This is a genomic window from Nocardioides dubius, assembly GCF_039528155.1.
Lineage (GTDB): Bacteria > Actinomycetota > Actinomycetes > Propionibacteriales > Nocardioidaceae > Nocardioides > Nocardioides dubius.
Genome location: NZ_BAAALG010000002.1, coordinates 131,462 through 153,978 on the forward strand (window position 1 = coordinate 131,462; position 22,517 = coordinate 153,978).

Here is a 22,517-nt window from a genome sequence, read left to right on the forward strand (position 1 = left end):
GTTCAGCCTCCCGTCTGCAGGTCGGTGAACTCGCCGTTGGCGAGGTTCAACAGGTTGACCACGTAGGCGTCGAACCAGGGTCCGGTGCCGATCACATCGCCGAGGATGTCGGCGTACGGGCCGTAGGCGGCGATGGTGCGGCGCAGCTCCTTGTCCTTGCGGTTGAGCAGCGAGAGGACCTGGTCCAGCTCCTTCATCGCCGGCGCCATCTGGGCCTGGTTGTCGGTGGCGACGCCGCGCAGCTCATCGGCCATCACCCGGGCGCTGACCAGGAGCCGGTGCACGGCCTCCTTGCGGTTGCGCAGCTCGGCGAAGACGAGCTCGCCGCTGTGCATGATCTCGACCAGGTCGTCCTTGCGCTCGTCGAGCAGTCCGGTGAGATCGCTGGAGCTGGCCAGCAGCTTCTTCAGCTCCTCGTCACGTCCGGCCAGGGTCTGCGAGAGCCGGGTGATCCCGTCCATCGCACCCTCGAGCTCGGGGCCGGAGGCGTCGATGATCTCGGAGAGCGAGTCGAGCGCCGTGGTCAGGTCGTCGGTGTTGATCCGCTCGGTGGTGCCGGTGAGGTCCCCCAGCACGCCGACGATGTCATAGGCGGCCTCGGTGCGCTCGATCGGGATGGTGCCGTCCTTGGGGATCTGCCCCGGTCCGGCCGGGATCAGCTCCAGGTACTTCTCCCCCAGCAGGTTGAGCACCTTGACTGCGGCCCGCGACTCCTTGCCGAACTCGACGTCGCCGTCCACCTCGAACTCCACGACGACCTTGCCGTCGTCGACGCGCATCCCCTTGACGCTGCCGACGCGCATCCCGGCGACCTGCACCATGTTTCCCTTGCGCAGACCGGAGGCGTCACTGAACTCCGCCTCGTAGCTGGTGCCCTTCAGGCCCGGGAACTTGCCGAGGTTGAAGGCCGCCACGAAGGCGAGCAGGACGACGACGAGGCTGATCGCGCCGAGACGCTTGATCTGCCGATCGGTGTAGCCCAACATCACTGGCACCTCTTCGCCGTCGACTTGAGCGACACCTTGCTCAGCGCCTTCTGCAGCTCGTTGAGCACCGGGATGTCGGAGAGGATCGGCAGCTTGATGTTGAGTCCGACCGAGCAGAGGTAGTAGGCGTACCAGGAGCCCATGGTTCCGGTACGGGCCTGGTCCTCCATCGACTCGGGCAGGGTGTCCAGCAGATCCTCCAGGATCGCCTCGTTCTCGGGCCGGCTGAGCGTGGTGGCGACCTCGCGCAGCTCGCGGATGTCGTCCTTGAGCAGCGGACGGCCCTCCTTGAGCAGGTCGGCGATCACGTCGGTGAGGTCGGAGATGTTGTCGAGCGAGTTGCCGATCACCTTGCGGTCACGGGCGAGATCCTTCATCCAGCCCTTGAGGTCGACCACCATCGCCGACAGCTCGGTCGAACGCTCGTTGACCGTGTCGAGGGTCTGGCTGAGGTTCGTGATCACCTCACCGATCAGCTCGTCGCGATCGGCCAGAGTGTTGGTGAGCGAGGAGGTGTTCTCCAGCAGGCTGCGGATGGTGCCGCCCTCGCCCTGCATCACCCGGACGATGTTCATCGAGAGGTCGTTGACCTCCTCCGGCTGCAGCGCACTGAAGAGCGGCTTGAACCCGTTGAAGAGCACGTTGAGGTCCAGCGACGGCTCGGTCCGGTCGACCGGGATGGTCGCCTTCTCCTTGAGCCCTTCGGCGGCTGCGACATCGCTGCCCGGCTCGAGCGCGAGGTACCGCTCGCCGACCAGGTTCTTGAACCGGATCTCGGCGCGGGTGGCGGTGGTCATCGGCACGTCGGCCTTGACCCGGAAGGTCACCTTGGCCTGGCTGCGCTGGTAGTGCTCGACCTTCTTGACCTCGCCGACCGAGACGCCGGCGACGCGTACGTCGTCACCCTTCTCCAACGACGTCGCGCTGGTGAAGACGGCCTGGTAGATCCGGCCCTCGCCGAAGCCGAAGTTGCCCATGATGGCGGCCAGGAAGCCGGTCACCACCAGGCTGCAGACGGTGAAGATCGCCATCTTGATGGTGGCGTCACGGGTCACGCTCGCCCGGCTCATCCGGCCACCTCCGGTCCCTTGACCAGCGGGCCGTAGACGAGCGCTGAGAGTGCGCCGTAGTTGTCGATGGAGCGCCCGCTCTTGGCTGCCAGCACCGCGTTGACGGCGTACTGGTCGGCCTCGGTCCCGGTCATGTTGCTGGCCGAGCGCATGAACGACTCGCCACCGATGATGCTGAAGATGCTGGTCTTGTCGACGCTGTTGTTGTTGCCGTTGCGGATCTTGAACTCCCCGATCGGGAACTGCGGGTTCGGCAGTCCGTGGCAGAGCGGACCGCGGCCGATCTCGCCGTAGACCGGACGGTCCTCGGCCTTGTAGCCCTCCATCTGCAGCGAGCCGAGCTCGGCGTACTGCTTGACGCGCTGGCCCGAGAACATGTCCGCGAGGTAGGCGTCGTACTTGTCGAGGCCCTGGAAGAGACAGGGGAACTCGGGCGAGTAGACCGCCAGCAGGTCGAGGATCGGCTCACTCAGCTCGGTGGCGCGGATCAGGTTCTGCTCGTTGTCCACCAGGATCTTGCGCCCGGTCGCCGACACGCCCGTCAGGGTGACCAGGAAGGCCTCCAGGCTGTCCTTCTGGTCGACCAGGGTGTTGGCGGTGACGGTGAGGTTGCCAAGCGTGTCGAGCAGGTCCGGCGCGGCGTCGGCGTAGGTGCCGGCGACGTCGGCGAGCAGCGCGAGGTCCTTGCGCAGCGTGGGCAGCTCGCCCTTGATCGCACCGAGGTAGGTGCCGACCTTGTCCAGGGTGATGCCGAGTACCTCGCCCTTGCCGTCGAGGGCGCCGGCCAGTGCGCTGAGCGCGGCGTTGAGGCTGGCCGGGTCGATGGAGCGCAGCAGCGGGAAGAGGTCGGCGAGGATCTTGTTCAGCTCGACGTTGGTCTCCACCCGCGACGCCGGGATGACCTGGCCGTCCTGGATCTGGCCGCGCGGCGCGTCCGGACGCACCAGCGCCACGAACTTCTGGCCGAAGAGCGTCGTCGGCAGGATCTGGACGTCGACGTTCTCCGGGATCGCCTTGGCGGCCTCGGGCTCGATGCCGAGCTTGATCTCGGCCTCCTTGCCGTCCTGGGAGATCTCGCGAACCTGGCCCACCAGCACGCCGTTGATCCGCACGTCGCCGAACTTGGCGAGCTGCAGACCGGCGCGGTCGGCCTTGACGGTGACCATGGTGACCGGCTCGAAGACCTTCTGGTAGACCGCGATCGAGAACGCCAGCAGCCCGGCGAGCAGGGCGATGAAGAGCACGCCACAGATCAGCAGACGGCGGTGCTCCGCGGGGCTGCCGTGGTGCATGTTGATCAGCATCGTCAGATCACCCCGTGATCCGCACGGTCGTGGTGGAGCCCCAGATCGCGAAGCTGAGGAAGAAGTCGGCGACCACGACCCACACGATCGAGGTCCGGATCGCCCGGCCCACGGCGACGCCGACGCCGGCCGGGCCGCCGGAGGCGGAGTAGCCGTAGTAGCAGTGGATCAGGATGATCGAGACCGCCAGGAAGATCAGCTTGAAGAACGACCACAGGATGTCGATCGGCGGCAGGAACTGCAGGAAGTAGTGGTCGTAGGTGCCCGCGGACTGGCCGTACATCATCGTGGTGATCAGTCGCGGCGAGAGGTACGAGGCGGAGAGCGCCACTATGTAGAGCGGGATCACCGCGATGAAGGCGGCGATCATCCGGGTGGTGATCAGGAACGGGATCGACGGGATGCCCATCACCTCGAGGGCGTCGATCTCCTCGCTGATCCGCATCGCGCCGAGCCGCGCCGTGTAGCCGCAGCCGACCGTCGCAGCGAGCGCGATCGAGGAGATCAGCGGCGCGACCTCGCGGGTGTTGAAGTAGGCCGAGATGAACGCGCTGAACTTGGCGACGCCGATCTGGTTGAGCGAGGCGTAGCCCTGGATGCCGACCTCGGTCCCGGCGAAGAAGGCCAGGAAGGCGATCACACCGACGGTGCCGGCGATGACGCTCAGGCCGCCGACGCCCCAGGTGATCTCGGCCAGGGTGTTCCAGATCTCGCGGCGGTAGCGCTTGAGTGCACGCGGCGTCCACGAGAGCGCCTTGACGTAGAAGAGGAACTGGTCGCCGTACTCCTCCAGGCGATCACGCCTGGCCTTGACGAACGAAGAGCCCACTGCGGTGAGGGTAGCCATCACATCCCCGGGGGTGGCACGACTTGGAAGTAGACCAACGTGATCACGGCGTTGATCAGGAAGAGCAGCATGAAGGCGACGATCACCGACTCGTTGACGGCGCGGCCCACGCCGCTGGGGCCGCCGCCGGCGCTCAGGCCCTTGTAGGCGCCCACGATCGCCGCCAGCGCACCGAAGACCGCGGACTTGATCATCGCGATCCACAGGTCGGGCAGGGAGGCGAGCGCGGTGAAGCTGGAGAGGAAGGCGCCGGCGGAGCCGCCCTGGACGATCACCGTGAAGAAGTAGGCGCCGCTGATGCCGGCGGCGATGACCAGTCCGTTGATCAGGATGGCGACCACCACGCAGGCGACGACGCGCGGTGCGACCAGGCGCTCCAGCGGGTCGATGCCGAGCACCTCCATGGCGTCGATCTCCTCGCGGATCTTGCGCGCGCCGAGGTCGGAGCAGATCGCGGAGCCCGCGGCTCCGGCGATGATCAGGGCGGCCGCGATCGGTGCTGCCTCGCGGACGACGGCGAGCACCGCCGAGGCGCCGGCGAAGGACTGCGCGCCGAGCTGACCGGTGAGGTTTCCGACCTGGAGGGAGATCACCGCACCGAACGGGATCGAGACCAGCATCGCCGGGAGCAGGGTCACGCTGGTGATGAACCAGGCCTGCTCGATGAACTCGCGGAACTGGAACGGGCGCGTGAAGATCCGCTTGGTCACACCGATCACCATGGCGGTCATCTCGCCCGGTCCGCGGACCACAGAGGCAACGGAAAAGCCCATGCCCTCACCTCCCTCACCCTCAGAACCCACATACCGTCAGTCATGTGACTGGCGCCACGCAGATGTTAGAACGTGTTCTCGTTTTCCACAACGGAAAACGCCCTCTCCGTCCAAGAAAACGACGGAGAGGGCGGAAAGTGACGCGCGGGCAAGTTCGTGGTATCTAGCGGGTCGCCTCGATCATCTGGCGCAGCTCCTTCTTGAGCTCGGAGATCTCGTCGCGCAGCCGCGCCGCGACCTCGAACTGCAGCTCTGCGGCGGCGTTGTGCATCTGGGTGGTGAGCTCCTGGACCAGCTCGGCCAGATCGGACGACGGCATCCCGGCGACGTCCGGACCGGCCTGCTCCTTGAGCTTGCTCAGACCGGGCACCGGAGCGACCTTCTTGCCGCCCTTGCCCTTGCCCCAGGTGGCCAGCAGCTCCTCGGTGTTCTCGTCCTCACGGGCCAGCATGTCGGTGATGTCGGCGATCTTCTTGCGCAGCGGCTGCGGGTCGATGCCGTGCTCGGTGTTGTAGGCGATCTGCTTGGCCCGGCGGCGGTTGGTCTCGTCGAGTGCGGACTCCATCGACCGGGTGATCCTGTCGGCGTACATGATCACCTGGCCCGACACGTTGCGGGCGGCACGACCGATGGTCTGGATCAGGGACTTGTCGGAGCGCAGGAAGCCCTCCTTGTCGGCGTCCAGGATGGCGACCAGGGAGACCTCCGGCAGGTCGAGGCCCTCGCGGAGCAGGTTGATGCCGACCAGCACGTCGTACTCGCCCATCCGCAGCTCGCGGAGCAGCTCGATGCGGCGCAGCGTGTCGACCTCGGAGTGCAGGTACCGGGTGCGGATGCCGGCTTCGAGCAGGTAGTCGGTGAGGTCCTCGGACATCTTCTTGGTGAGCGTGGTGACCAGGACCCGCTCGTTGCGCTCGACCCGCTCGCGGATCTCGCCGATCAGGTCGTCGATCTGGCCCTTCGTCGGGCGCACCACGACCTCCGGGTCGACCAGGCCGGTCGGGCGGATGATCTGCTCGACCACGTCGCCCTGCACCTTGTCGAGCTCGTAGTCGCCCGGGGTCGCGGAGAGGTAGACGGTCTGATCGATCCGCTCCAGGAACTCCTCCCACCGCAACGGGCGGTTGTCCATCGCGCTGGGCAGCCGGAAGCCGTGGTCGACCAGGTTCCGCTTGCGGGACATGTCGCCCTCGTACATGCCGCCGATCTGCGGCACCGCGACGTGCGACTCGTCGACCACGAGGACGAAGTCCTCCGGGAAGTAGTCCAGCAGGGTGTTGGGAGCGCTGCCGCGGGAGCGGCCGTCCATGTGCATCGAGTAGTTCTCGATGCCCGAGCAGCTGCCCACCTGGCGCATCATCTCCACGTCGTAGGTGGTGCGCATCCGCAGCCGCTGCGCCTCCAGCAGCTTGCCCTGGCGCTCGAACTCATCGAGCCGCTCCGCGAGCTCCGCCTCGATGCCGGCGATGGCGCGCTCCATCCGCTCCGGGCCCGCGACGTAGTGGGTGGCCGGGAAGACGTGCAGCTCGGCGTCCTCGGTGAGCACCTCACCGGTCACCGGGTGCAGCGTCATCAACCGCTCGATCTCGTCGCCGAAGAACTCCACGCGGACCGCCAGCTCCTCGTAGACCGGGAAGATCTCCAGCGTGTCGCCGCGGACCCGGAAGGTGCCGCGGGTGAAGGAGAGGTCGTTGCGGGTGTACTGGATGTCGACCAGGCGACGCAGCACCTGGTCACGCTCGATCTCGTCGCCGACCCGCAGCCGGAGCATCCGGTCGACGTACTCCTGCGGAGTGCCCAGGCCGTAGATGCAGGAGACCGTGGAGACCACGATCACGTCCCGCCGAGTGAGCAGCGAGTTGGTGGCCGAGTGACGCAGCCGCTCGACCTCCTCGTTGATCGAGGAGTCCTTCTCGATGTAGGTGTCGGTCTGCGGGACGTACGCCTCGGGCTGGTAGTAGTCGTAGTAGCTGACGAAGTACTCGATGGCGTTGTTCGGGAAGAGCCCGCGCAGCTCGTTGGCGAACTGGGCGGCGAGCGTCTTGTTGGGCTGCAGCACCAGCATCGGGCGCTGCAGCTGCTCGGCGACCCAGGCGACCGTGGCGGTCTTTCCGGTACCGGTGGCACCGAGCAGGACGACGTCCTTGACGCCGTCCTTGAGCCGCTTGGAGATCTCAGCGATGGCAGCGGGCTGGTCGCCCGAGGGCTGGTACTCGGAGATGACGTCCAGAGGGGCCACGCGGCGCTCGAGATCGGTGACAGGTCGCATGTTGGCCAGCCTACGACTGTGGTCCGACACCACATGCTTGGATGGGCCCTGTGAGTAGCAGCCTGAACACCCGTGCCGGGATGCTCCGGTTCCTCCGCCGCGCCATCATCGCCTTCTTCGCGGTGCCGCTCTCGCTGGCTGCGGGGCTCACCCTGGTCGACAGCTACCGGCGTCGCAACCGCAAGCCGAAGCCGTTCCCGGTCGCCGAGCCCGAGACCGCGCACATCGGCGCCAGCGCGATCACCACCTACACCTACGGCCAGGACCTCTACGACGACATGCTCGCCGCGATCGCCGGCGCCCGTCGGCAGATCCTCTTCGAGACCTACATCTGGAAGGGCGACGAGGTCGGCGAGCAGTTCAAGGCGGCGCTGACCGAGGCCGCCGAGCGTGGCGTCGACGTGCACGTCATCTACGACTCCTTCGCCAACCTGGTGGTCAGCCCGCGGTTCAAGCGCTTCTCCCCCGCGATCAAGGTGCTCCGCTACCCGGTCTACGCCGCCGGCCTGCGCTTCTTCGACCTGCGCCGCTACGGTCGCGACCACCGCAAGCTGCTGGTCGTCGACGGCGAGGTCGGCTTCGTCGGCGGCTACAACATCGGCACCCCCTACGCCACCGAGTGGCGTGACACCCACGTCCGGATCACCGGTCCGGGCGTGTGGGACCTCAAGCGCGCCTTCGCGGACTTCTGGAACCTCAACCGACGCAAGCGGCTGCGGCGCAGCGAGCGCCCGCTGCTGCTCGACACCGCCTCCGACTGGGAGTCGCGGATCCGGCTGCACCGCAACGTGCCCCGGCTGTGGATGTTCCCGATCCGCGGCATGTACCTGGAGGCGATCAACCGGGCCACCCGCAACATCTGGCTCACCCACGCCTACTTCATCCCCGACCAGGACTTCGTGGACGCCGTCACCAGCGCCGCACGGCGCGGCGTCGACGTCCGACTGCTGCTGCCGCGCAAGTCCAACCACATCGTGGCCGACTGGATCTCCCGCGGCTACTTCGGCCAGCTGCTCGACGCCGGCGTCCGGATCTTCCGCTTCCGCGACGCGATGGTGCACGCCAAGACCGCGACCATCGACGGCAACTGGACGACGATCGGCACCGCCAACGTGGACCGGCTCAGCATGACCGGGAACTACGAGATCAACGTCGAGGTGATCGCGCCCCAGCTGGCCGAGGTGATGGAGCGGATCTTCGAGCTGGATCTCACCAACTGCGTCGAGCTGACCAGCGGAGAATGGGAATCGCGAGACATCTACCGCAGATTCACGGAGGCTGTTCTCTCACCGTTGCGTCCACTTCTCTAGGAGTCCGATGTTCCGCAGGCAGCGCACGCTACGAGGCAAGCACGTCTTCATCACCGGCGCTGCCAGCGGGATCGGCCGGGCCACCGCGCACCAGGCGGCGGAGGAGGGCGCCATCGTGCACCTGACCGACCTGCACGAGGCGCCGGTACAGGAGGTGGCCACGCAGATCCGCGCGGCAGGCGGTGAGGTCGGCCTGGTGGCCGCTGCCGACGTCAGCGATCTGGCAGCGGTCCAGGCCTTGGGGAAGGCGCTCGGCGAGGCCTACGGCTCGATGGACGTGGTCGCCAACATCGCGGGTATCTCCACCTGGGGCACGGTCTCCTCGTTGACGCCGGAGCACTGGCGTGCGCTGGTCGAGGTGAACCTGATGGGCCCGATCCACGTCATCGAGACGCTGGTGCCGCCGATGGTCGAGGCGGGCCGCGGCGGGCACCTGGTGAACGTCTCGTCTGCCGCCGGCATCATCGGCATGCCGTGGCATGCGGCCTACTCGGCCAGCAAGTTCGGCCTGCGCGGCGTCTCCGAGGTGCTCCGCTTCGATCTGCGCAAGCACGGGATCGGGGTCAGCCTGGTCTGCCCGGGCGGCGTGGACACCGGCCTGACCGACACCATCCAGATCGCCGGCGTGGACAAGGAGACGCCCTCCTTCGTCCGCGCGCACGCCCACTTCAAGAAGCGCGCGGTGACCCCGGAGGCCGCTGCCGACGCTCTGCTGGAGGGCGTGAAGCGCAACCGGTACTGGGTCTACACCTCGCGCGACATCCGGCTGATCCACTTCGTGCAGCGGCACTTCCACCCCGGCTACGTGCTGGCGATGCGGGTGATGAACTACGGCGCCAACCGCGCCCTGCCGGCGGTGGAGCGAGCCCGATGAGCCGGCCCCGGGTGACACCGGGTGCCCGCCGCGACACCGGGGTCCTGATCTCGCTCTTCGCGAAGGTCGCGGGCCGGGTCTCGCGCACCGAGCCGCCGGCCGTCTTCCTGACCCTGGGGCGCAGCCGCCGGATGTTCTGGGGCTGGCTGCACTTCGCCGGCACCCTGATGCCGGGCGGCAGGCTCGGCCGCCGTCGCACCGAGCTGGTGATCCTGCGGGTGGCGCACCGCCGCGACAACACCTACGAGTGGACCCAGCACGCCGGCCTGGCCCGCCGGGCCGGGCTGAGCGCCGCCGAGGTCGAGCAGGTCCGCGACGACGCCGCCAGCTGGCCCGCGCCCGAGGCACTGCTGCTCGAGGTCACCGACGAGCTGCTCGCCCACGACGACCTGAGCGACGCCACCTGGGCGCGCCTGCGCGCCACCTTCGACGAGCCCACCTGCATCGAGCTCCTGATGCTGATCGGCCACTACCGGATGCTGGCCACCACCCTCAGCACCCTGCGAGTCCAGCCCGATCGCCCCTCAATGTGACCTCAGCGCTCCAATTGGGGGCATTTTCGCGCGCTGAGGTCACATTGAGCTATTGGGTCAGGGGGCCGGGTGCGTGCTCGGCACTGCGCCAGGGCTCGCCGCTGCCGCAGCGACCGCTCAGCGCGGGCGCCTGGCGGTCGGTGTGCGTCGGGTTGCGCCGGGTGACGCCGTAGTCGCAGGTGCGCTGCCCGTTGAGGTTGGCCACCACGTTCATGTAGCCACCCCGCATCACGCTCGCGAAGCGGCCGATCCCGTACGGGGTGAGCGCTAGCGTCGCCTGCAGGTGCGGGCCGTGCAGCGCGAGCATCTTGGAGAGCTTGTTGATCTCCTCGAGGAACCCCGGCAGGTTGTCGTCCACCTTGGTCAACAGCGTGTTGACCGTCGCCAGGTCGCCCGGCAGCCGGGTCAGCATCCGGTGCACCGCCGGGTCCCAGGCCAGGTACCAGGTGCCGACCCGTGCCGCCAGCGTGGCGAAGCGGATCAGCACCGCTCGGTTGTCGGCGAAGATCTGCAACGTCGTGCGACCGTTGACCAGGACCCGCTCGATCTGCGGCATGGAGGTGTCGATGGTCTCCAGCAGCACCTCGGTGTTCTCCACCAGCCGATGCAGGTCCTCCCCGCTGCCCTCGAAGGCGGTGTTCACCTCGCGCAGCACCGTACGCACCTTCTCCGGGTCGACCTGACGCAACGCCCCCTGCAAGCCGCTGACCATCTTGGCGATCGAGACCGGCAGGTCGCCGGCCTGCGCCGCTACCCGGTCGCCGTCGGCGAGGTAGGGGCCACCGGCCGCCTCGGGCCGGAAGTCCAGGTACTGCTCGCCTACCGGCGAGAGGCTGCGCACCTTCGCCACCGAGTTGCGGGGCACCTTCTCCCCCGGGTCGAGCCGGACCGTGACCTCCACGCTCCCACTGCCGAGGTCGATCTTGGTGACCCGACCGACCTCGACCCCACGGTAGGTGGCGGCCGAGCCCTCGAAGAGTCCGCCGGTTCGCGGCATGGTCACCGTGATCTCCGGCCGCTCACGTCCCAGCGGGGCCTTGAGGACCCAGCTCATCAGCAGGGCGATGCAGAGGGCGAAGACCCCCGCCAGCACCACGGCCCCGGTCACCAGGGCCCGCAGCGAGGCGTGCGCGGCTGCCTTGTTCTTCATCGGCCCGCCTCCTGCTTGGCAGCGGTCAGAGCGTCCGCATCCAGCCGCAGGATCAGCAGCAGGTTCAGATAGTCGGTCGGCACGGCGTGGTCCAGGATCGGTGCCAGCTTGGTCACCTTCCGCAGCATCTCCTTGGCCTGCGCCTTGCTGGCGGTCAGCGTCGCGACCACCGGGCCGAGCTGGGTGAGGGTGGTGACCAGGTCTCCACGCAGCGCCCCGACGAGCTCGTCGACGTGACCGCTCATCCCCGCGACCTCGGTCAACAGCTCGGTCACCTTGCCGCTGTTGCGGCGCAGCACCTTCGCGGCCGGGCCGGCCAGGTCGATCGCGGCGTTGATCTCGTCCTCACGCTCGTTGAGCAGCCGCGAGGTGTCGGCCAGGGCGCGGAGCAGCCCGTCGAGGTCCGTACGGCCATCGTTCAGTGAGCGGACCAGGCGGTCGGCGCCACGGACGAACTCCTTGACCGTGCCGGTGCGGCCGTCCAGGGCCGTGTTGATCTCGTTGACGATGGTCTTGATCTGGCTGAGCGAGCCGCCGTTGACCAGCAGGGAGGCTGCGGCCAGGCCGTCCTCGACGGTCGGCGCGGCCCGGGTGTTCGCGGCGTCGATCACCGCGCCCTCGGTCAACGCCTGGTCGGCCTCGCCCCGCAGCACCTCGACGAAGAGCTCCCCCAGCGCCGTCGTCGGCCGGAGCCGGAAGGTGCTGTCCTCGGGCAGCGAGGTGGCGCCGTCGACGGCGAGCCGCACCTTCGCCTGGAAGCGCTCGGTGGTCACCTCCTCGACCCGGCCCACCTTGGCGCCGTCGATCTTGACGGCGGCACCCTCGGCCAGGTTCAGCGCGTCCGGGAAGAAGACGGTCACCTCATACCCGTCCTCGACGCCGGAAGAGACCGGGATGTTCTCGGCGTTCAGCATCGAGCACCCAGCCGTGACGAGCAGCAGGGCCAGAGCGATGCCCACCCCACGCCAGATCCTGCTCATCGTCCGCCACCTCCGAGCAGCGCCTCCAGCAGCTCCTGGAGGTCCAGGTCGGGTCCGATCGCATCACAGACCGCAGGCGGCAGCAGTCCGCAGAGGGCGTTGATCACCGTCGCCCCCGGAAGCGCATCCAGCATCGGAAGCTTCACATCGAGACGCCCCTTGTCGTTGACCGCACGGCCCAGGTTCTCCATCGCGACCGGCAGCACGCGCAGCGCCTCGGTGAACGAGTCCTCGTGCTTGCGGATCCGCTGGGAGAGGTCCTCGATCCGGTCGGCGGTGTCACCGAGATCGCTCTGGTTGCGCTTGGCGAAGACCCCGAGCAGTCGCACCGTCTCGGCGATGCTGTCAGCTGCGGCCTCCAGGTTGCCCTTCTCCGCGTCCACCAGCTCAGTCGCCTCGGCGACGTTCTTGATGAACGCGCGAGCGACGTCCTGGTTCTGCGCGATCTCCTGGGTGAGCAGGTCCAGATTGCCCAGCGCGGTGGTGAACGCGTCGCTGTGCTCGGCGAAGGCGCCCGTGCCGCTGACCAGGTTGCTCAGCGTCTCGCGGACCGTCTTCCCGTTGCCGTCGAAGAGCTCCGCGGTGTTGTCCAGGAGCCGCTTGATCGGCTTGCCGTCCTTGCCCTTGCCGTTGAGGCCCTCCGCGATCACGTCGAGCGCGCCGAGCACCTCGTCCCACTCCACCGGGGTCCGGGTGCGCGCCGCCGGGATCACCGCGCCGTCCGCCAGCTTCGGGCCGTCCGCGTAGACCGGCGTCAGCTCGACGTAGCGGTCGGTGGCCAGCGAGCGCGAGACCACCACCGCACCGGCGTCCTTCGGCACCTCGACGTCCTGATCCACCTCCAAGGTGACCTCGACGTGGCCGCCGACCGGCTTGATCTCGGTGACCTCGCCGACCTTCACCCCCAGCACCCCGACGTCGTTGCCGACGAAGAGGCCCGAGGAGTCATCGAGCTGGACGGTGACGGTGAAGGAGTCGTCGCCCATCAGCGAGCAGCCGCCGAGGGCCAGCAACCCGGCCAGCAGCGGGGCGCCGTAGCGGCACAGACGTCGCGTGATCACGTGCAGTTCCCTTCCTGCAGGCAGCGCAGACTGTCCGGTGTCGCCTCGGGCATGTACTGGTCGAGCCAGGTGCCGGAGCCGGTCGCATTGGCGAAGTAGCGGGCCATCGGACCGAGCAGGTCAGCGACCTCACCGAGCGTGCGGTGGTTCTTGGTGAGCACCTTGATGGTTCCGTTGATGCTCGCGAGCATCGGGCCGACCTTGCCCTTGTTCTCGGCCATCAGCCCGGAGAGCTCCTCGCCCACCGAGCGCAGGTCGCCGAGCAGGGCGTGCAGGTCGTCGCGGCGCTTGACCAGATTCGACAGCAGCACGTTCGACTGGCGCATGAGCACCGTGATGTCACCGGTGCTGTCGGCGAGCTGGTCGCTGAAGGTGCTGGTCGACTCCAGCAGCTGGCCTATCTCCTGCGAGCGCGAGGCGAGCACCTGGGACAGGTCGGAGATCCCTTGCAGCGCGGGCAGGAACTCCTCGCTGGTGACGTTCATCGTGTGCGCGACCTCGCTCAGCGCCTCGCTGATCAGGTCGACGTCGAGCTTCTCTGCCAGGGAGCCCGTCTCGTTGATCACGTCCTGGAGGTTGTACGGGACGCGGGTCTGCGCCAGCGGCACGGTGTCGTCGCGCAGCTCTCCGCTGCCCTGTGGGCTGACTAGGAGGAAGTGGGTGCCCAGCAGTGTGGCCACCTTCACCTCCGCCGTGGTCTCCTTGCCGAGCTGGACGTCGGAGTCGAGGGTGAACTCGATGCGGACCTTGCGGTCCTTGAGCTCGATCTTGCGGACCTCGCCGACCCCGACGCCGGCCACCTGGACCTCCTCGCCGACACGGAGTCCGGCGGTGTGCTCGAGCTCCGCGTAGTAGGTGTCCTGCCCGAAGGGGAAGGTGGAGGTGGCCGCGATCAGTCCGGCGAGCAACGCGACCACGGCAGCGCCGATGATCCCGATCCGCCGGTAGCTCTGCGGTGTCTTCTCGATCTTCATCGGCACGCCTTGGAGTGGGGACCGTCCGGGGATCCGATCCAGAGTGGACTGTCGCCGATCACCTGCAGACCGAGCGCGCAGTTGTAGACCTGGAGATGGCTTCCGTAGGACTGCGAGCGGACGAACGCGCCCAACAGCTCGGGCAGCACGTCGATCGACCGCTCGATCACCGGCGCACCGCGCAGGAACGTCTGTCCGAATGAGCTGATCGCGGCGATGTCGCGGGAGACCAGCGGTCGCAGGTCGTCGATCAGCTGCGTCGTCGAGGTCAGGTTGCCGCGGATGTCGCCCAGCGCGTCGAAGAACTCGTCACTGCCGTCGTTGAGCGAGCGCATCAGCTGGCGCAGCTCGACGACGGCGGTGTCGAACTCACTCGAGTTGGCGGCGAGGTTCTCGACGACCGGGGTCAGGTTGTCGACGACCTCGCCGAACACCTCGTCACGATCGGCGAGGAAGCCGGTCAGGTCGGCGGTCTCCGCGAGCAAGGACTCCACGGTGCCCGACTCGCCCTGCAGGACGCCGACGATGTTCTCGGCCAGGGAGTTCATGTCCTTCGGCGAGAGCACGTTGAAGAGCGGCTCGAAGCCGTTGAGCAACGCCGTCAAGTCGAAGCCCGGGCTGGTCCGGTCCAGGCCGATCACGTCACCGTCCTCGAGCCGCTCGCCGCCGGCGGCACCCGGCGTCAGCGCGAGGTACTTCTGGCCGAGCAGGTTCTGGTAGCGCATCGTCAGCTCGGTGGTGTCGGTGATCGGCTGCGAGGACTGGACGACGAACTCGACCCGGGCGATCCGGTTGTCCTTGACCTCGATGCCTTGCACCCGGCCCACCTTGACGCCGGAGATCCGGACGTCGTCTCCTGCACGCAGCCCACTCACGTTGGTGAACTCCGCCGACAGCGTGTGGGTGTCGCCCGGGACCCGGTTGGTCATCGTGTTGTAGAGCGCGATGAACAGCAGGATCGCGACCAGCGCGAAGAGCGCGAACTTGACCGCGATCGCCTTCAGACCGGCTTCCATTCCTCAGCACCCCTTCCCGCGGAGGCCGCCATAGGACGGGCAGTCCTGGCGTGTGTACTCCCGTTCGTCACGCAGGCGGACCAGCGCATCGACGCGCAGGTAGCGTCCGAAGCTCAGCGCCGGCGTGGCACCGTCGGCGAGGGCGATGACGGCGGCGAAGGTGCGCGGGATGTCGCCGCGGGCCAGGTACAGCGCGCTGACCACCCGGCGCAGGTAGGGAATGCCGAGCGCCAGCGCAGCCTGGTTGCGGGTGACCACGGAGTCGATCTCGCCGCTCGCCTCGACCAGGCCGGAGAGCACCTCGCGGAACTCCTCCTCCCGCTCGATCAGCATCTGCCCGGCCGCCATCGCGCCGTCGAGGGCCGTGAAGAGGTTGGGCGTCATCTGCGAGACCGTGCGGGCCACGGTCGTGGCCAGGCGCAGGTCCTCGCGGAAGATCGGCATCAGCGGGTCGATCCGAGCGACGGCGGAGTTCGCGGTATCGATCATCTCGCCGAGCTGCTCGCCCTTGCCGTCCAAGGTGGAGGCGAAGGTCTCCAGGGCCGTCGCCAGCTCGGCCGGCCCGAGCGCGTCGACGAGATCCTGGGTGTCCTCCAGCAGATCGCCCAGCTCGATCGTCGTCGAGGAGGTGTCCTGGGCCAGCACGGCGTCGGCGCGCACCTGCCCCTTCTCCTTCTTCGGCCGCAGCAGCTCCACGTAAGCAGCACCGAAGATGCTGATCGGCAGCACCCGCACGGTGACGTTGCTCGGGACCCGGTCGGCACGCTCCGGGTCCAGCGCCAGCGCGAGATCGACGCCCTCGTCGGTGCCCTCGATGCTGGTCACCTTGCCGACCACGACGCCGTCCAGCTTGACCTCGGCGCCGACCTCCAGCGCACCACCGGCGCTGTCGAGACGGGCCACCACCGGGACGACGGTGTCGAAGCGGCCGAAGGACTTGGCCAGGAGCAGCCCGATCACCACCAGGCACAGGAGCAGGATCACGCCGCCGCGCACGGCCTGGCTGCGGGGGCTCGGTGCGCCGCGCATCAGCCGGCCACCCGGAAGCCGGGGTCGGAGCCCCAGAAGACCAGGGTCATGATCATGTCCAGGATCACCACCGTGACGATGCTGGCGCGAATCGCGCGGCCGGTCGCCTCGCCGACGCCCTGAGGGCCGCTCCCGGCGCGGTAGCCGAACCAGCAGTGGATCAGGGAGACCGCGAGCGCGAAGACGAAGATCTTGACCAAGGAGTAGAAGACGTCACGGGCGTCGATGAACGAGTAGAAGTAGTGCTGGTAGGTGCCTTGCGACTGGTCGAAGAGGACGACCACCGCGAACTCCGAGGCGGCGTAGGCGCCGAGCAGCCCGATCAGGTACAGCGGCAGGATGGCGAGCATCGCGGCCAGCACCCGCGTGGTGACCAGGTAGCGCATCGGCTGCACCGCCATCACCTCGAGCGCATCGATCTCCTCCGAGATCCGCATCGAGCCGATCTGGGCGGTGAACCGGCAGCCGACCTGGCCGCCGAGGGCGAGCGCCGCCACCAGCGGGGCGAGCTCGCGGGTGTTGACGCCGGCCGAGACGAAGCCGGTCAGCGGCGCCAGCCCGAGCAGCTCGAGGCCGTTGAAGCCCTCGATGCCCAGCGACGTCCCTGCGGAGAGGGAGAGCAGGATCATCACGCCGACGGTGCCGCCACCGACCAGCAGCGCTCCGGTGCCCCAGCTGATGTCCGCGAGCTGGCGCAGCACCTCCTTGTAGTAGCGCTGCACGGTGAAGCGGATGCCGGCGAACGCCGTCCAGGTGAACCAGGCGAAGTCGCCGAAGCGTGCCAGGTTGTGGGTCAGGCCCGAGGTCGTCTTGGACATCGGCGTCACGCGATCCGACTCGGAGCGAGCATCACGTAGGCCTGGGTCAGTGCGACGTTGACCATCGCCAGGGCGATCACGCTGATCACCACGGCCTCGTTGACGGCGTCGGCCACGCCCTTCGGCCCGCCGCTGGCGTTGAGGCCCTTGTGGCAGGCGACGATGGTGGCGATGAAGCCGAAGATCAGCGCCTTGAAGCTGGCCAGGAAGAGGTCGGTCGGCTGGGCGAAGGAGACGAACGCCGCGATGTAGGTGCCCGAGCTCACCGCGCCGCCGCCCACGTTGAGCGTGTAGCCGGTGATGATCGAGGTGGCCGCGACCACGATGTTGAGGAAGAACGCCACCACCAGCGCGGCGGCCACGCGGGGCGCGACCAGCCGCTGGACCGGGTTGATCCCCATCACCTGGAGTGCGTCGACCTCCTCGCGGATGGTCCGCGCGCCGAGGTCGGAGGTGATCGCCGCGCCGACGGCGCCGGCGATCATGATCGAGGTGACCAGTGGCGCGCGCTGGCGCAGCACCCCGATGCCGTTGACCGCGCCGGAGAAGGACTCGGCGCCGATCTGGCCGGCCACGCCGCCGATCTGGATCGAGACGATGATCCCGAACGGGATCGCCACCAGGATCGTCGGCAGTACCGAGACCCGGCTCATGAACCAGGCCTGGAGCAGGAACTCGCTCCAGGAGAACCGGCGGGTGAGGATGTCGCGGATCGCGATGGTGATCGCCTCGACGCCGAGCACCATCATCGCGCCGGCTGTCTCCAACCCGGTGCGGCCGCGGCCGACGAGGTCGCTGGTGATCCGGGCTGGCAGGGACCTGCCGAGTCCAGGGGTCTGCGACGCCATGAAGTCTCGCTTCCAGTCGGGGCCGGACGGGAATGTGACACGCACTGTAAACGCAAGTTACGTGAGCGTGCTCACAATCGCCAATCCTTGGACCGACCGCGTGTCGGGCCCTGCCACCACAACGAGCATGCGTCGTTCGGGTGACGTCGCTCACGCCACGATCAACGCGGCAGGTGGCGTCGCGGCGCCATCCGCGGCCCACGCCGCGGGCGATGCAGACCTGCCAGCGCAAGCAGCACGACCACCCGCAGGCGATGTCCCGACCAGGGCTCCAACAGCTCGGCGAGCCGGGCATCGTCCACCGGCGAGCCGGTCAAGGCCCAGCCGACGTCCTTGGCCACGTGGTAGTCGCCGAAGCTCACCGCATCCGGGTCGCCGAGGGCCCGGCTGCGGACCTCGGCACTCGTCCAGACGCCGATCCCGGGCAGGCTGCGCAGGGCCCGGTCGAGCTCCGCACTCCCCCGGGCTGCGACCCGCTCCAGCGAGCCGGCCACCCGCGCCGCCTGGACCACCGGACGCGAGCGGGCGCCGTCGACCGGGAGCTTGAGCCACTCCCAGGACGCGATCGCGGCGATCTCCTCCGCGCTCGGCGGCAACCAGAGGTCGAGCTCGGCGACCGGCCCGGGCGCGGGGGTGCCGAACCGCCGCACCAGACGCCGATAGGCGCCGAACGCCTCCTGCCCGGTCACCTTCTGCTCAAGGATCGCCGGAACCAGCGCGTCGACGACGAGTCCGGTCCGCCCCAGTCGCCAGTGCGGATGGGCCCGCCAGGCCTGCTCCACCACCGGATGCCGCGCCTCGAAGCCCGTCCAGTCGTCCTCCGCGCCGAGCAGCGCCGGCACCGAGTCGAGCAGCCAGTCGGCACCCTCGCCCCAGGCCCGGGCGCTGACGACCCCACCCGGCGCGCGCTGTTCGAGACGCAGCGTGCCGGCCCCGACCGGCGTCCGCGCCGCACGCCACACGACCCCGTCGGCGTTGCGCAGGGTCGGATCGCCCGCGCCGCGTCGCAACGGCGCCAGCGCCGCGCCGATCACGCAGGGCCATGACGGCGTCCAGAGGCGTTCGGCGGGCGGGCTCACCCCTCCATGCTGCCAGCCGTAGTCAGCACGGCCGGCAGCCACGCGCGCCACGGGGTCGAACTGGCGTCAACACGGCGTGCAACACCGAGTTGCAAGATCGCTAGCATGGACCCATGAGCGAACCTGAGACCCCGCGCATCGACGGGCGCCGCTCGGCGGCCGCCACGCGTCGACGCAAGCGGGAGCGTGAGATCCTCGACGCCACCCGTGAGCTCTTCGACACCCGCAGTGTGCGCGACGTGCACATCGACGACATCGCCAAGGCGGTCGGCACGAACCGGGCGATCATCTACCGTCACTTCTCCGGCAAGGAGGAGCTGTTCGCGCTCACCCTGGTCGGGTACCTCGAGGAGCTGCACACCCAGATGGGCGCCCACACCGAGGAGTCGCCGCAGGAACGGCTGGCGCGGGTGGTGGAGACGTTCGTCGACTTCGGGGTGCAGTACCCGGCGTTCGTCGAGTGCGCCCAGGCGCTGATGCGGCAACCCGGGCCGCAGCTCTTCGACGAGATCAGCGAGTCGGCGCTGTTCCGCCTCGGACGCTCGATCGCGGCCTGCCTATCGTTGCTGAGCGGCATCCTCGACGAGGGCGTGGAGAGCGGGGTCTTCAAGATCACCGACACCGCGATGCTGGCCAACCACATGTACGCGACCGGGCTCGGCGCCCTCCAGCTAGCCCGGGTCGGGCTGTTCATCAAGGAGCTGGCACCTGGGATCCCGACCACCGAGAAGGTGTCGGTCTCCCAGGTGCGCAGCTACCTGGTCGATACCAGCCTGGCGCTGGCTCGCGGCTAGCTCAGGGGCGCTCGAGGATCGCCACGACGCCCTGACCACCGGCTGCGCAGATCGAGATCAGGCCACGGCCCGAGCCCTTCTCGGCGAGCAGCTTGGCCAGCACCGGCACGATCCGGCCACCGGTCGCAGCGAACGGGTGGGCGGCCGCCAACGACGAGCCGTTGACGTTCAGCTTCTCGCGGTCGATCGCACCGAGCGGCGCGTCCAGGCCGAGGCGCTCCTTGCAGAAGACCGGGGACTCCCAGGCCTTGAGCGTGGAGAGCACCTGGGAGGCGAAGGCCTCGTGGATCTCGTAGAAGTCGAAGTCCTGCAGGGTAAGGCCCTCGCGGGTCAGCATCTGCGCCACGGCGTAGGCGGGTGCCATCAGCAGGCCCTCGTCGCCGCCCACGTAGTCGACGGCGGCGGTCTCGTAGGCCGTCAGGTAGGCCAGCACCGGAAGACCACGCTCGGCGGCCCACTCCTCGGAGGCGAGCAGCACCACCGAGGCGCCGTCGCTGAGCGGCGTGGAGTTGCCGGCGGTCATCGTGGCCGCCTCGCCCTTGCCGAAGACCGGCTTGAGCTTGGCGAGCTTCTCGACGGTGGAGTCGGGACGCAGGTTGTTGTCCCGCTCGACGCCGCGGAACGGACTGATCAGGTCGTTCTGGAAGCCAGCCTCATAGGAGGCGGCCAGCTTCTGGTGGGAAGCGGCGGCCAGCTCGTCCTGCGCCTCGCGGGTGATCCCCCACTCCAGCGCGGTCAGCGCCTGGTGGTCGCCCATCGACAGGCCGGTGCGGGGCTCGGAGTTCTGCGGGATGGCGAGGCTGACGTCGCCGGGGCGGATCTTGGCCAGTGCGGCCAGGCGGGACTTGGTGTCGCGGGCCTGGTTGACCTTGATCAGCTTCTTGCGCAGCTTCTCGCCGACCGCGAGCGGAGCGTCCGACGTGGTGTCCGACCCGCCGGCCACGCCGACGTCGATCTGACCGAGGGCGATCTTGTTGGCCACCTGGATCACGGCCTGGAGGCCGGTGCCGCAGGCCTGCTGGATGTCGTAGGCAGGAGTGCGGGCCGAGAGCTTGCTGCCGAGCACGACCTCGCGCGCGAGGTTGAAGTCCCGGCTGTGCTTGAGGACGGCGCCGGCGGCGAACTCCCCGAGCTGCTCGCCCTCCAGGCCGAAGCGCGCCACCAGGCCGTCAAGGGCGGCGGTCAGCATCTCCTGGTTGGAGGCCTCCGCGTAGACGGTGTTGGAGCGCGCGAACGGAATCCGGTTGCCGCCGATGATCGCGACGCGGCGGGTGGTGGTCTGCATGATGGGCTCCTGGATCGGGTCGAAGCGGTTGCGTACGCCTATCCTTGCGGCGTTGTTACTGGTTGGTAAAGAATTGAGTCAGAGATCACGAAAAGTGGACTCCGAGTTACAACACTAGTTGCATAACATCAACGCGGCCGGCAGGCCGCATCCGTTCCAGCACCCGGCACAGCAGAGGACTTCCGATGACCGATCGTTACCAGGCCTTCACCAAGAACCCGATCGGCAAGATGCTGGTCAAGAACCTCGGCCTCCCGAACCCGACGCCGCTCGAGCGCTGGCAGGGCGGCTCCTCCCTTGTGAACGGAACCGTAGCCCTCGGCGGCAAGGCCCGGCTCAGCGACGCCGTCGCCAACGCGCTCGCCGGGCTCGGCATCAGCACGGACCTGGCCGCCACTGCGGAGGGTCGCTACAAGGGACTCGTCTTCGACGCCACCGGCCTCACCGAGAGTGCCGACCTGCTCGCGCTGCAGCAGTTCTTCACCCCGCTGCTGCGCAGCCTCGACCGCTGCGCCCGGGTGGTTGTGCTCGGCACTCCCCCGGAGCTGCTGAGCGGCGCCGAGCGGGTCGCGCAGCGCGCGCTGGAGGGCTTCACCCGGTCGCTGGGCAAGGAGATCGGCCGCGGAGCCACGGTGCAGCTGGTCTACGTGGCACCCGGTGCCGAGGCCTCGGTGACCTCGACCCTCGCCTTCCTGCTCTCGCCCAAGTCCGCCTACGTGTCGGGCCAGGTCGTGCGGATCGGCGTCACCGGCACCCAGGAGGCGCCGAGCGTCGACTGGCAGCAGCCGCTGGCCGGCAAGATCGCGATCGTGACCGGCGCGAGCCGCGGAATCGGCGAGCAGATCGCCCGGGTGCTGCACCGCGACGGCGCCACCATCCTCGGCATCGACGTCCCGCAGGCGGCCAGCGAGCTGCAGTCGGTGATGAAGGAGCTCGGCGGCGACAGCCTGACCCTCGACATCACCCACGCCGACGCCCCCCAGCGGATCGCGCACCACGTCGCGGAGAACCACGGCGGGGTGGACATCGTCGTGCACAACGCAGGCATCACCCGCGACAAGAAGCTCGCCAACATGGCCGAGGACCGTTGGTCCTCGGTGATCGCGGTCAACCTGACCGCGCCCGAGCGGATCACCCGCGCGCTGCTCGACGCAGGGGCGATCAACGCCAATGGCCGGATCGTCGGCGTCGCCTCGATCGCCGGGATCGCCGGCAACGTGGGCCAGACCAACTACGCCGCCTCCAAGGCCGGCGTGATCGGCTTCGTCGACTCCCTGGCCGAGGAGCTCACCGACGGCATCACCATCAACGCCGTGGCGCCGGGCTTCATCATCACCCAGATGACCGCCGCCGTGCCGTTCGCCACCCGTGAGGTCGGCCAGCGCCTCAACGCGATGAGCCAGGGCGGCCTGCCGGTCGACGTCGCCGAGACCATCGCCTGGTACGCCAGCCCCGCCTCCACCGCCGTCAACGGCAACGTGGTCCGGGTCTGCGGCCAGATGATGCTGGGCGCCTGA

General features: G+C 68.6%; 21 protein-coding genes. 5 read left to right on the forward strand and 16 right to left on the reverse strand.

The window, feature by feature from the left end; genetic code table 11:
* Positions 1-2 precede the first annotated feature (2 nt).
* The 6 genes from ABD151_RS02475 to uvrB all read right to left on the reverse strand — a co-directional run bounded on the left by ABD151_RS02475 (position 3) and on the right by uvrB (position 7,249).
* On the reverse strand, positions 3-986 hold the full coding sequence (locus ABD151_RS02475) for an MCE family protein (RefSeq protein WP_343990986.1): 984 nt from the start codon (positions 984-986) through the stop codon (positions 3-5).
* Positions 986-2,056 carry an MCE family protein gene (locus ABD151_RS02480; RefSeq protein WP_343990987.1) on the reverse strand — a complete coding sequence of 357 codons (1,071 nt, stop codon included), beginning with the start codon at positions 2,054-2,056 and terminating at the stop codon, positions 986-988. Before ABD151_RS02480 ends, ABD151_RS02475 begins: the two co-directional genes overlap by 1 nt.
* On the reverse strand, positions 2,053-3,360 hold the full coding sequence (locus tag ABD151_RS02485) for an MCE family protein (protein WP_343990989.1): 1,308 nt from the start codon (positions 3,358-3,360) through the stop codon (positions 2,053-2,055). The genes ABD151_RS02480 and ABD151_RS02485 overlap by 4 nt, the downstream gene beginning before the upstream one ends.
* Positions 3,361-3,367: 7 nt before the next feature.
* A complete protein-coding gene (locus tag ABD151_RS02490; protein ID WP_343990991.1) occupies positions 3,368-4,207 on the reverse strand; it encodes an MlaE family ABC transporter permease in 840 nt (279 codons plus the stop codon).
* Positions 4,207-4,980, reverse strand: coding sequence for an MlaE family ABC transporter permease (locus ABD151_RS02495; protein ID WP_415629836.1), 774 nt, complete (start codon positions 4,978-4,980; stop codon positions 4,207-4,209). Before ABD151_RS02495 ends, ABD151_RS02490 begins: the two co-directional genes overlap by 1 nt.
* 163 nt (positions 4,981-5,143) lie before the next feature.
* Entirely contained in the window at positions 5,144-7,249 is a 2,106-nt protein-coding gene (gene uvrB / locus ABD151_RS02500; protein ID WP_343990993.1) for an excinuclease ABC subunit UvrB, read from the reverse strand.
* Between the two features lie 80 nt (positions 7,250-7,329).
* On the opposite strand from uvrB, the gene ABD151_RS02505 reads away from it, so the two are divergent.
* From ABD151_RS02505 to ABD151_RS02515, 3 genes are read left to right on the forward strand one after another with little or no spacing between them, the layout of a single operon-like run.
* Positions 7,330-8,559: a phospholipase D-like domain-containing protein gene (locus ABD151_RS02505; RefSeq protein WP_415629858.1), complete on the forward strand. Its 1,230-nt coding sequence runs from the start codon at positions 7,330-7,332 to the stop codon at positions 8,557-8,559.
* Positions 8,560-8,566: 7 nt separating this feature from the next.
* Positions 8,567-9,433, forward strand: a complete 867-nt coding sequence (locus ABD151_RS02510; RefSeq protein ID WP_343990997.1) for an SDR family oxidoreductase — start codon at positions 8,567-8,569, stop codon at positions 9,431-9,433.
* Positions 9,430-9,966 carry a carboxymuconolactone decarboxylase family protein gene (locus ABD151_RS02515; RefSeq protein WP_343990999.1) on the forward strand — a complete coding sequence of 179 codons (537 nt, stop codon included), beginning with the start codon at positions 9,430-9,432 and terminating at the stop codon, positions 9,964-9,966. The genes ABD151_RS02510 and ABD151_RS02515 overlap by 4 nt, the downstream gene beginning before the upstream one ends.
* A gap of 49 nt (positions 9,967-10,015) precedes the next feature.
* Here ABD151_RS02515 and ABD151_RS02520 read toward each other — a convergent pair whose 3' ends face one another.
* The 9 genes from ABD151_RS02520 to ABD151_RS02560 all read right to left on the reverse strand — a co-directional run bounded on the left by ABD151_RS02520 (position 10,016) and on the right by ABD151_RS02560 (position 18,921).
* Entirely contained in the window at positions 10,016-11,116 is a 1,101-nt protein-coding gene (locus tag ABD151_RS02520; RefSeq protein ID WP_343991001.1) for an MlaD family protein, read from the reverse strand.
* Complete coding sequence (locus ABD151_RS02525) at positions 11,113-12,096, reverse strand: MCE family protein (protein ID WP_343991003.1); 984 nt, start codon at positions 12,094-12,096, stop codon at positions 11,113-11,115. The genes ABD151_RS02520 and ABD151_RS02525 overlap by 4 nt, the downstream gene beginning before the upstream one ends.
* Positions 12,093-13,157 carry an MCE family protein gene (locus ABD151_RS02530; protein ID WP_343991005.1) on the reverse strand — a complete coding sequence of 355 codons (1,065 nt, stop codon included), beginning with the start codon at positions 13,155-13,157 and terminating at the stop codon, positions 12,093-12,095. Before ABD151_RS02530 ends, ABD151_RS02525 begins: the two co-directional genes overlap by 4 nt.
* On the reverse strand, positions 13,154-14,131 hold the full coding sequence (locus ABD151_RS02535) for an MCE family protein (protein WP_343991007.1): 978 nt from the start codon (positions 14,129-14,131) through the stop codon (positions 13,154-13,156). Before ABD151_RS02535 ends, ABD151_RS02530 begins: the two co-directional genes overlap by 4 nt.
* Complete coding sequence (locus ABD151_RS02540; RefSeq protein WP_343991009.1) at positions 14,128-15,147, reverse strand: MlaD family protein; 1,020 nt, start codon at positions 15,145-15,147, stop codon at positions 14,128-14,130. Before ABD151_RS02540 ends, ABD151_RS02535 begins: the two co-directional genes overlap by 4 nt.
* Before the next feature lie 3 nt (positions 15,148-15,150).
* Positions 15,151-16,176 (reverse strand): MCE family protein, encoded by a 1,026-nt coding sequence (locus ABD151_RS02545; RefSeq protein ID WP_343991011.1) that lies wholly within the window; start codon positions 16,174-16,176, stop codon positions 15,151-15,153.
* Positions 16,176-16,994 (reverse strand): MlaE family ABC transporter permease, encoded by an 819-nt coding sequence (locus tag ABD151_RS02550; RefSeq protein WP_343991013.1) that lies wholly within the window; start codon positions 16,992-16,994, stop codon positions 16,176-16,178. Before ABD151_RS02550 ends, ABD151_RS02545 begins: the two co-directional genes overlap by 1 nt.
* A gap of 5 nt (positions 16,995-16,999) precedes the next feature.
* A complete protein-coding gene (locus tag ABD151_RS02555; protein WP_343991015.1) occupies positions 17,000-17,842 on the reverse strand; it encodes an MlaE family ABC transporter permease in 843 nt (280 codons plus the stop codon).
* Between the two features lie 161 nt (positions 17,843-18,003).
* On the reverse strand, positions 18,004-18,921 hold the full coding sequence (locus ABD151_RS02560; RefSeq protein ID WP_343991017.1) for a DNA-3-methyladenine glycosylase family protein: 918 nt from the start codon (positions 18,919-18,921) through the stop codon (positions 18,004-18,006).
* A 113-nt stretch (positions 18,922-19,034) separates the two neighbouring features.
* Here ABD151_RS02560 and ABD151_RS02565 point away from each other — a divergent pair, with 113 nt between their 5' ends.
* Positions 19,035-19,715, forward strand: coding sequence for a TetR/AcrR family transcriptional regulator (locus ABD151_RS02565; RefSeq protein ID WP_343991019.1), 681 nt, complete (start codon positions 19,035-19,037; stop codon positions 19,713-19,715).
* 1 nt (position 19,716) lies between these two features.
* Here the strand turns inward: ABD151_RS02565 and ABD151_RS02570 are convergent, their stop codons facing one another.
* A complete protein-coding gene (locus ABD151_RS02570) occupies positions 19,717-21,000 on the reverse strand; it encodes an acetyl-CoA C-acetyltransferase (RefSeq protein WP_343991021.1) in 1,284 nt (427 codons plus the stop codon).
* A gap of 185 nt (positions 21,001-21,185) precedes the next feature.
* Between ABD151_RS02570 and ABD151_RS02575 the strand changes: the two genes are divergently transcribed.
* The gene (locus ABD151_RS02575; protein WP_343991023.1) at positions 21,186-22,517 is read left to right on the forward strand and encodes a 3-oxoacyl-ACP reductase; all 1,332 of its coding nucleotides are present in this window, start codon (positions 21,186-21,188) and stop codon (positions 22,515-22,517) included.

Bases quoted from the DNA above. Each gene is read 5' to 3' on its own strand.
- ABD151_RS02555 (WP_343991015.1), bottom strand. From the start codon at position 17,842: ATGGCGTCGCAGACCCCTGGACTCGGCAGGTCCCTGCCAGCCCGGATC.
- ABD151_RS02475 (WP_343990986.1), bottom strand. From the start codon at position 986: ATGTTGGGCTACACCGATCGGCAGATCAAGCGTCTCGGCGCGATCAGC.
- ABD151_RS02575 (WP_343991023.1), top strand. From the start codon at position 21,186: ATGACCGATCGTTACCAGGCCTTCACCAAGAACCCGATCGGCAAGATG.
- ABD151_RS02525 (WP_343991003.1), bottom strand. From the start codon at position 12,096: ATGAGCAGGATCTGGCGTGGGGTGGGCATCGCTCTGGCCCTGCTGCTC.
- uvrB (WP_343990993.1), bottom strand. From the start codon at position 7,249: ATGCGACCTGTCACCGATCTCGAGCGCCGCGTGGCCCCTCTGGACGTC.
- ABD151_RS02570 (WP_343991021.1), bottom strand. From the start codon at position 21,000: ATGCAGACCACCACCCGCCGCGTCGCGATCATCGGCGGCAACCGGATT.
- ABD151_RS02535 (WP_343991007.1), bottom strand. From the start codon at position 14,131: ATGAAGATCGAGAAGACACCGCAGAGCTACCGGCGGATCGGGATCATC.
- ABD151_RS02565 (WP_343991019.1), top strand. From the start codon at position 19,035: ATGAGCGAACCTGAGACCCCGCGCATCGACGGGCGCCGCTCGGCGGCC.
- ABD151_RS02505 (WP_415629858.1), top strand. From the start codon at position 7,330: ATGCTCCGGTTCCTCCGCCGCGCCATCATCGCCTTCTTCGCGGTGCCG.
- ABD151_RS02485 (WP_343990989.1), bottom strand. From the start codon at position 3,360: ATGCTGATCAACATGCACCACGGCAGCCCCGCGGAGCACCGCCGTCTG.
- ABD151_RS02510 (WP_343990997.1), top strand. From the start codon at position 8,567: ATGTTCCGCAGGCAGCGCACGCTACGAGGCAAGCACGTCTTCATCACC.
- ABD151_RS02515 (WP_343990999.1), top strand. From the start codon at position 9,430: ATGAGCCGGCCCCGGGTGACACCGGGTGCCCGCCGCGACACCGGGGTC.
- ABD151_RS02480 (WP_343990987.1), bottom strand. From the start codon at position 2,056: ATGAGCCGGGCGAGCGTGACCCGTGACGCCACCATCAAGATGGCGATC.
- ABD151_RS02550 (WP_343991013.1), bottom strand. From the start codon at position 16,994: ATGTCCAAGACGACCTCGGGCCTGACCCACAACCTGGCACGCTTCGGC.
- ABD151_RS02540 (WP_343991009.1), bottom strand. From the start codon at position 15,147: ATGGAAGCCGGTCTGAAGGCGATCGCGGTCAAGTTCGCGCTCTTCGCG.
- ABD151_RS02545 (WP_343991011.1), bottom strand. From the start codon at position 16,176: ATGCGCGGCGCACCGAGCCCCCGCAGCCAGGCCGTGCGCGGCGGCGTG.
- ABD151_RS02490 (WP_343990991.1), bottom strand. From the start codon at position 4,207: ATGGCTACCCTCACCGCAGTGGGCTCTTCGTTCGTCAAGGCCAGGCGT.
- ABD151_RS02495 (WP_415629836.1), bottom strand. From the start codon at position 4,980: ATGGGCTTTTCCGTTGCCTCTGTGGTCCGCGGACCGGGCGAGATGACC.
- ABD151_RS02520 (WP_343991001.1), bottom strand. From the start codon at position 11,116: ATGAAGAACAAGGCAGCCGCGCACGCCTCGCTGCGGGCCCTGGTGACC.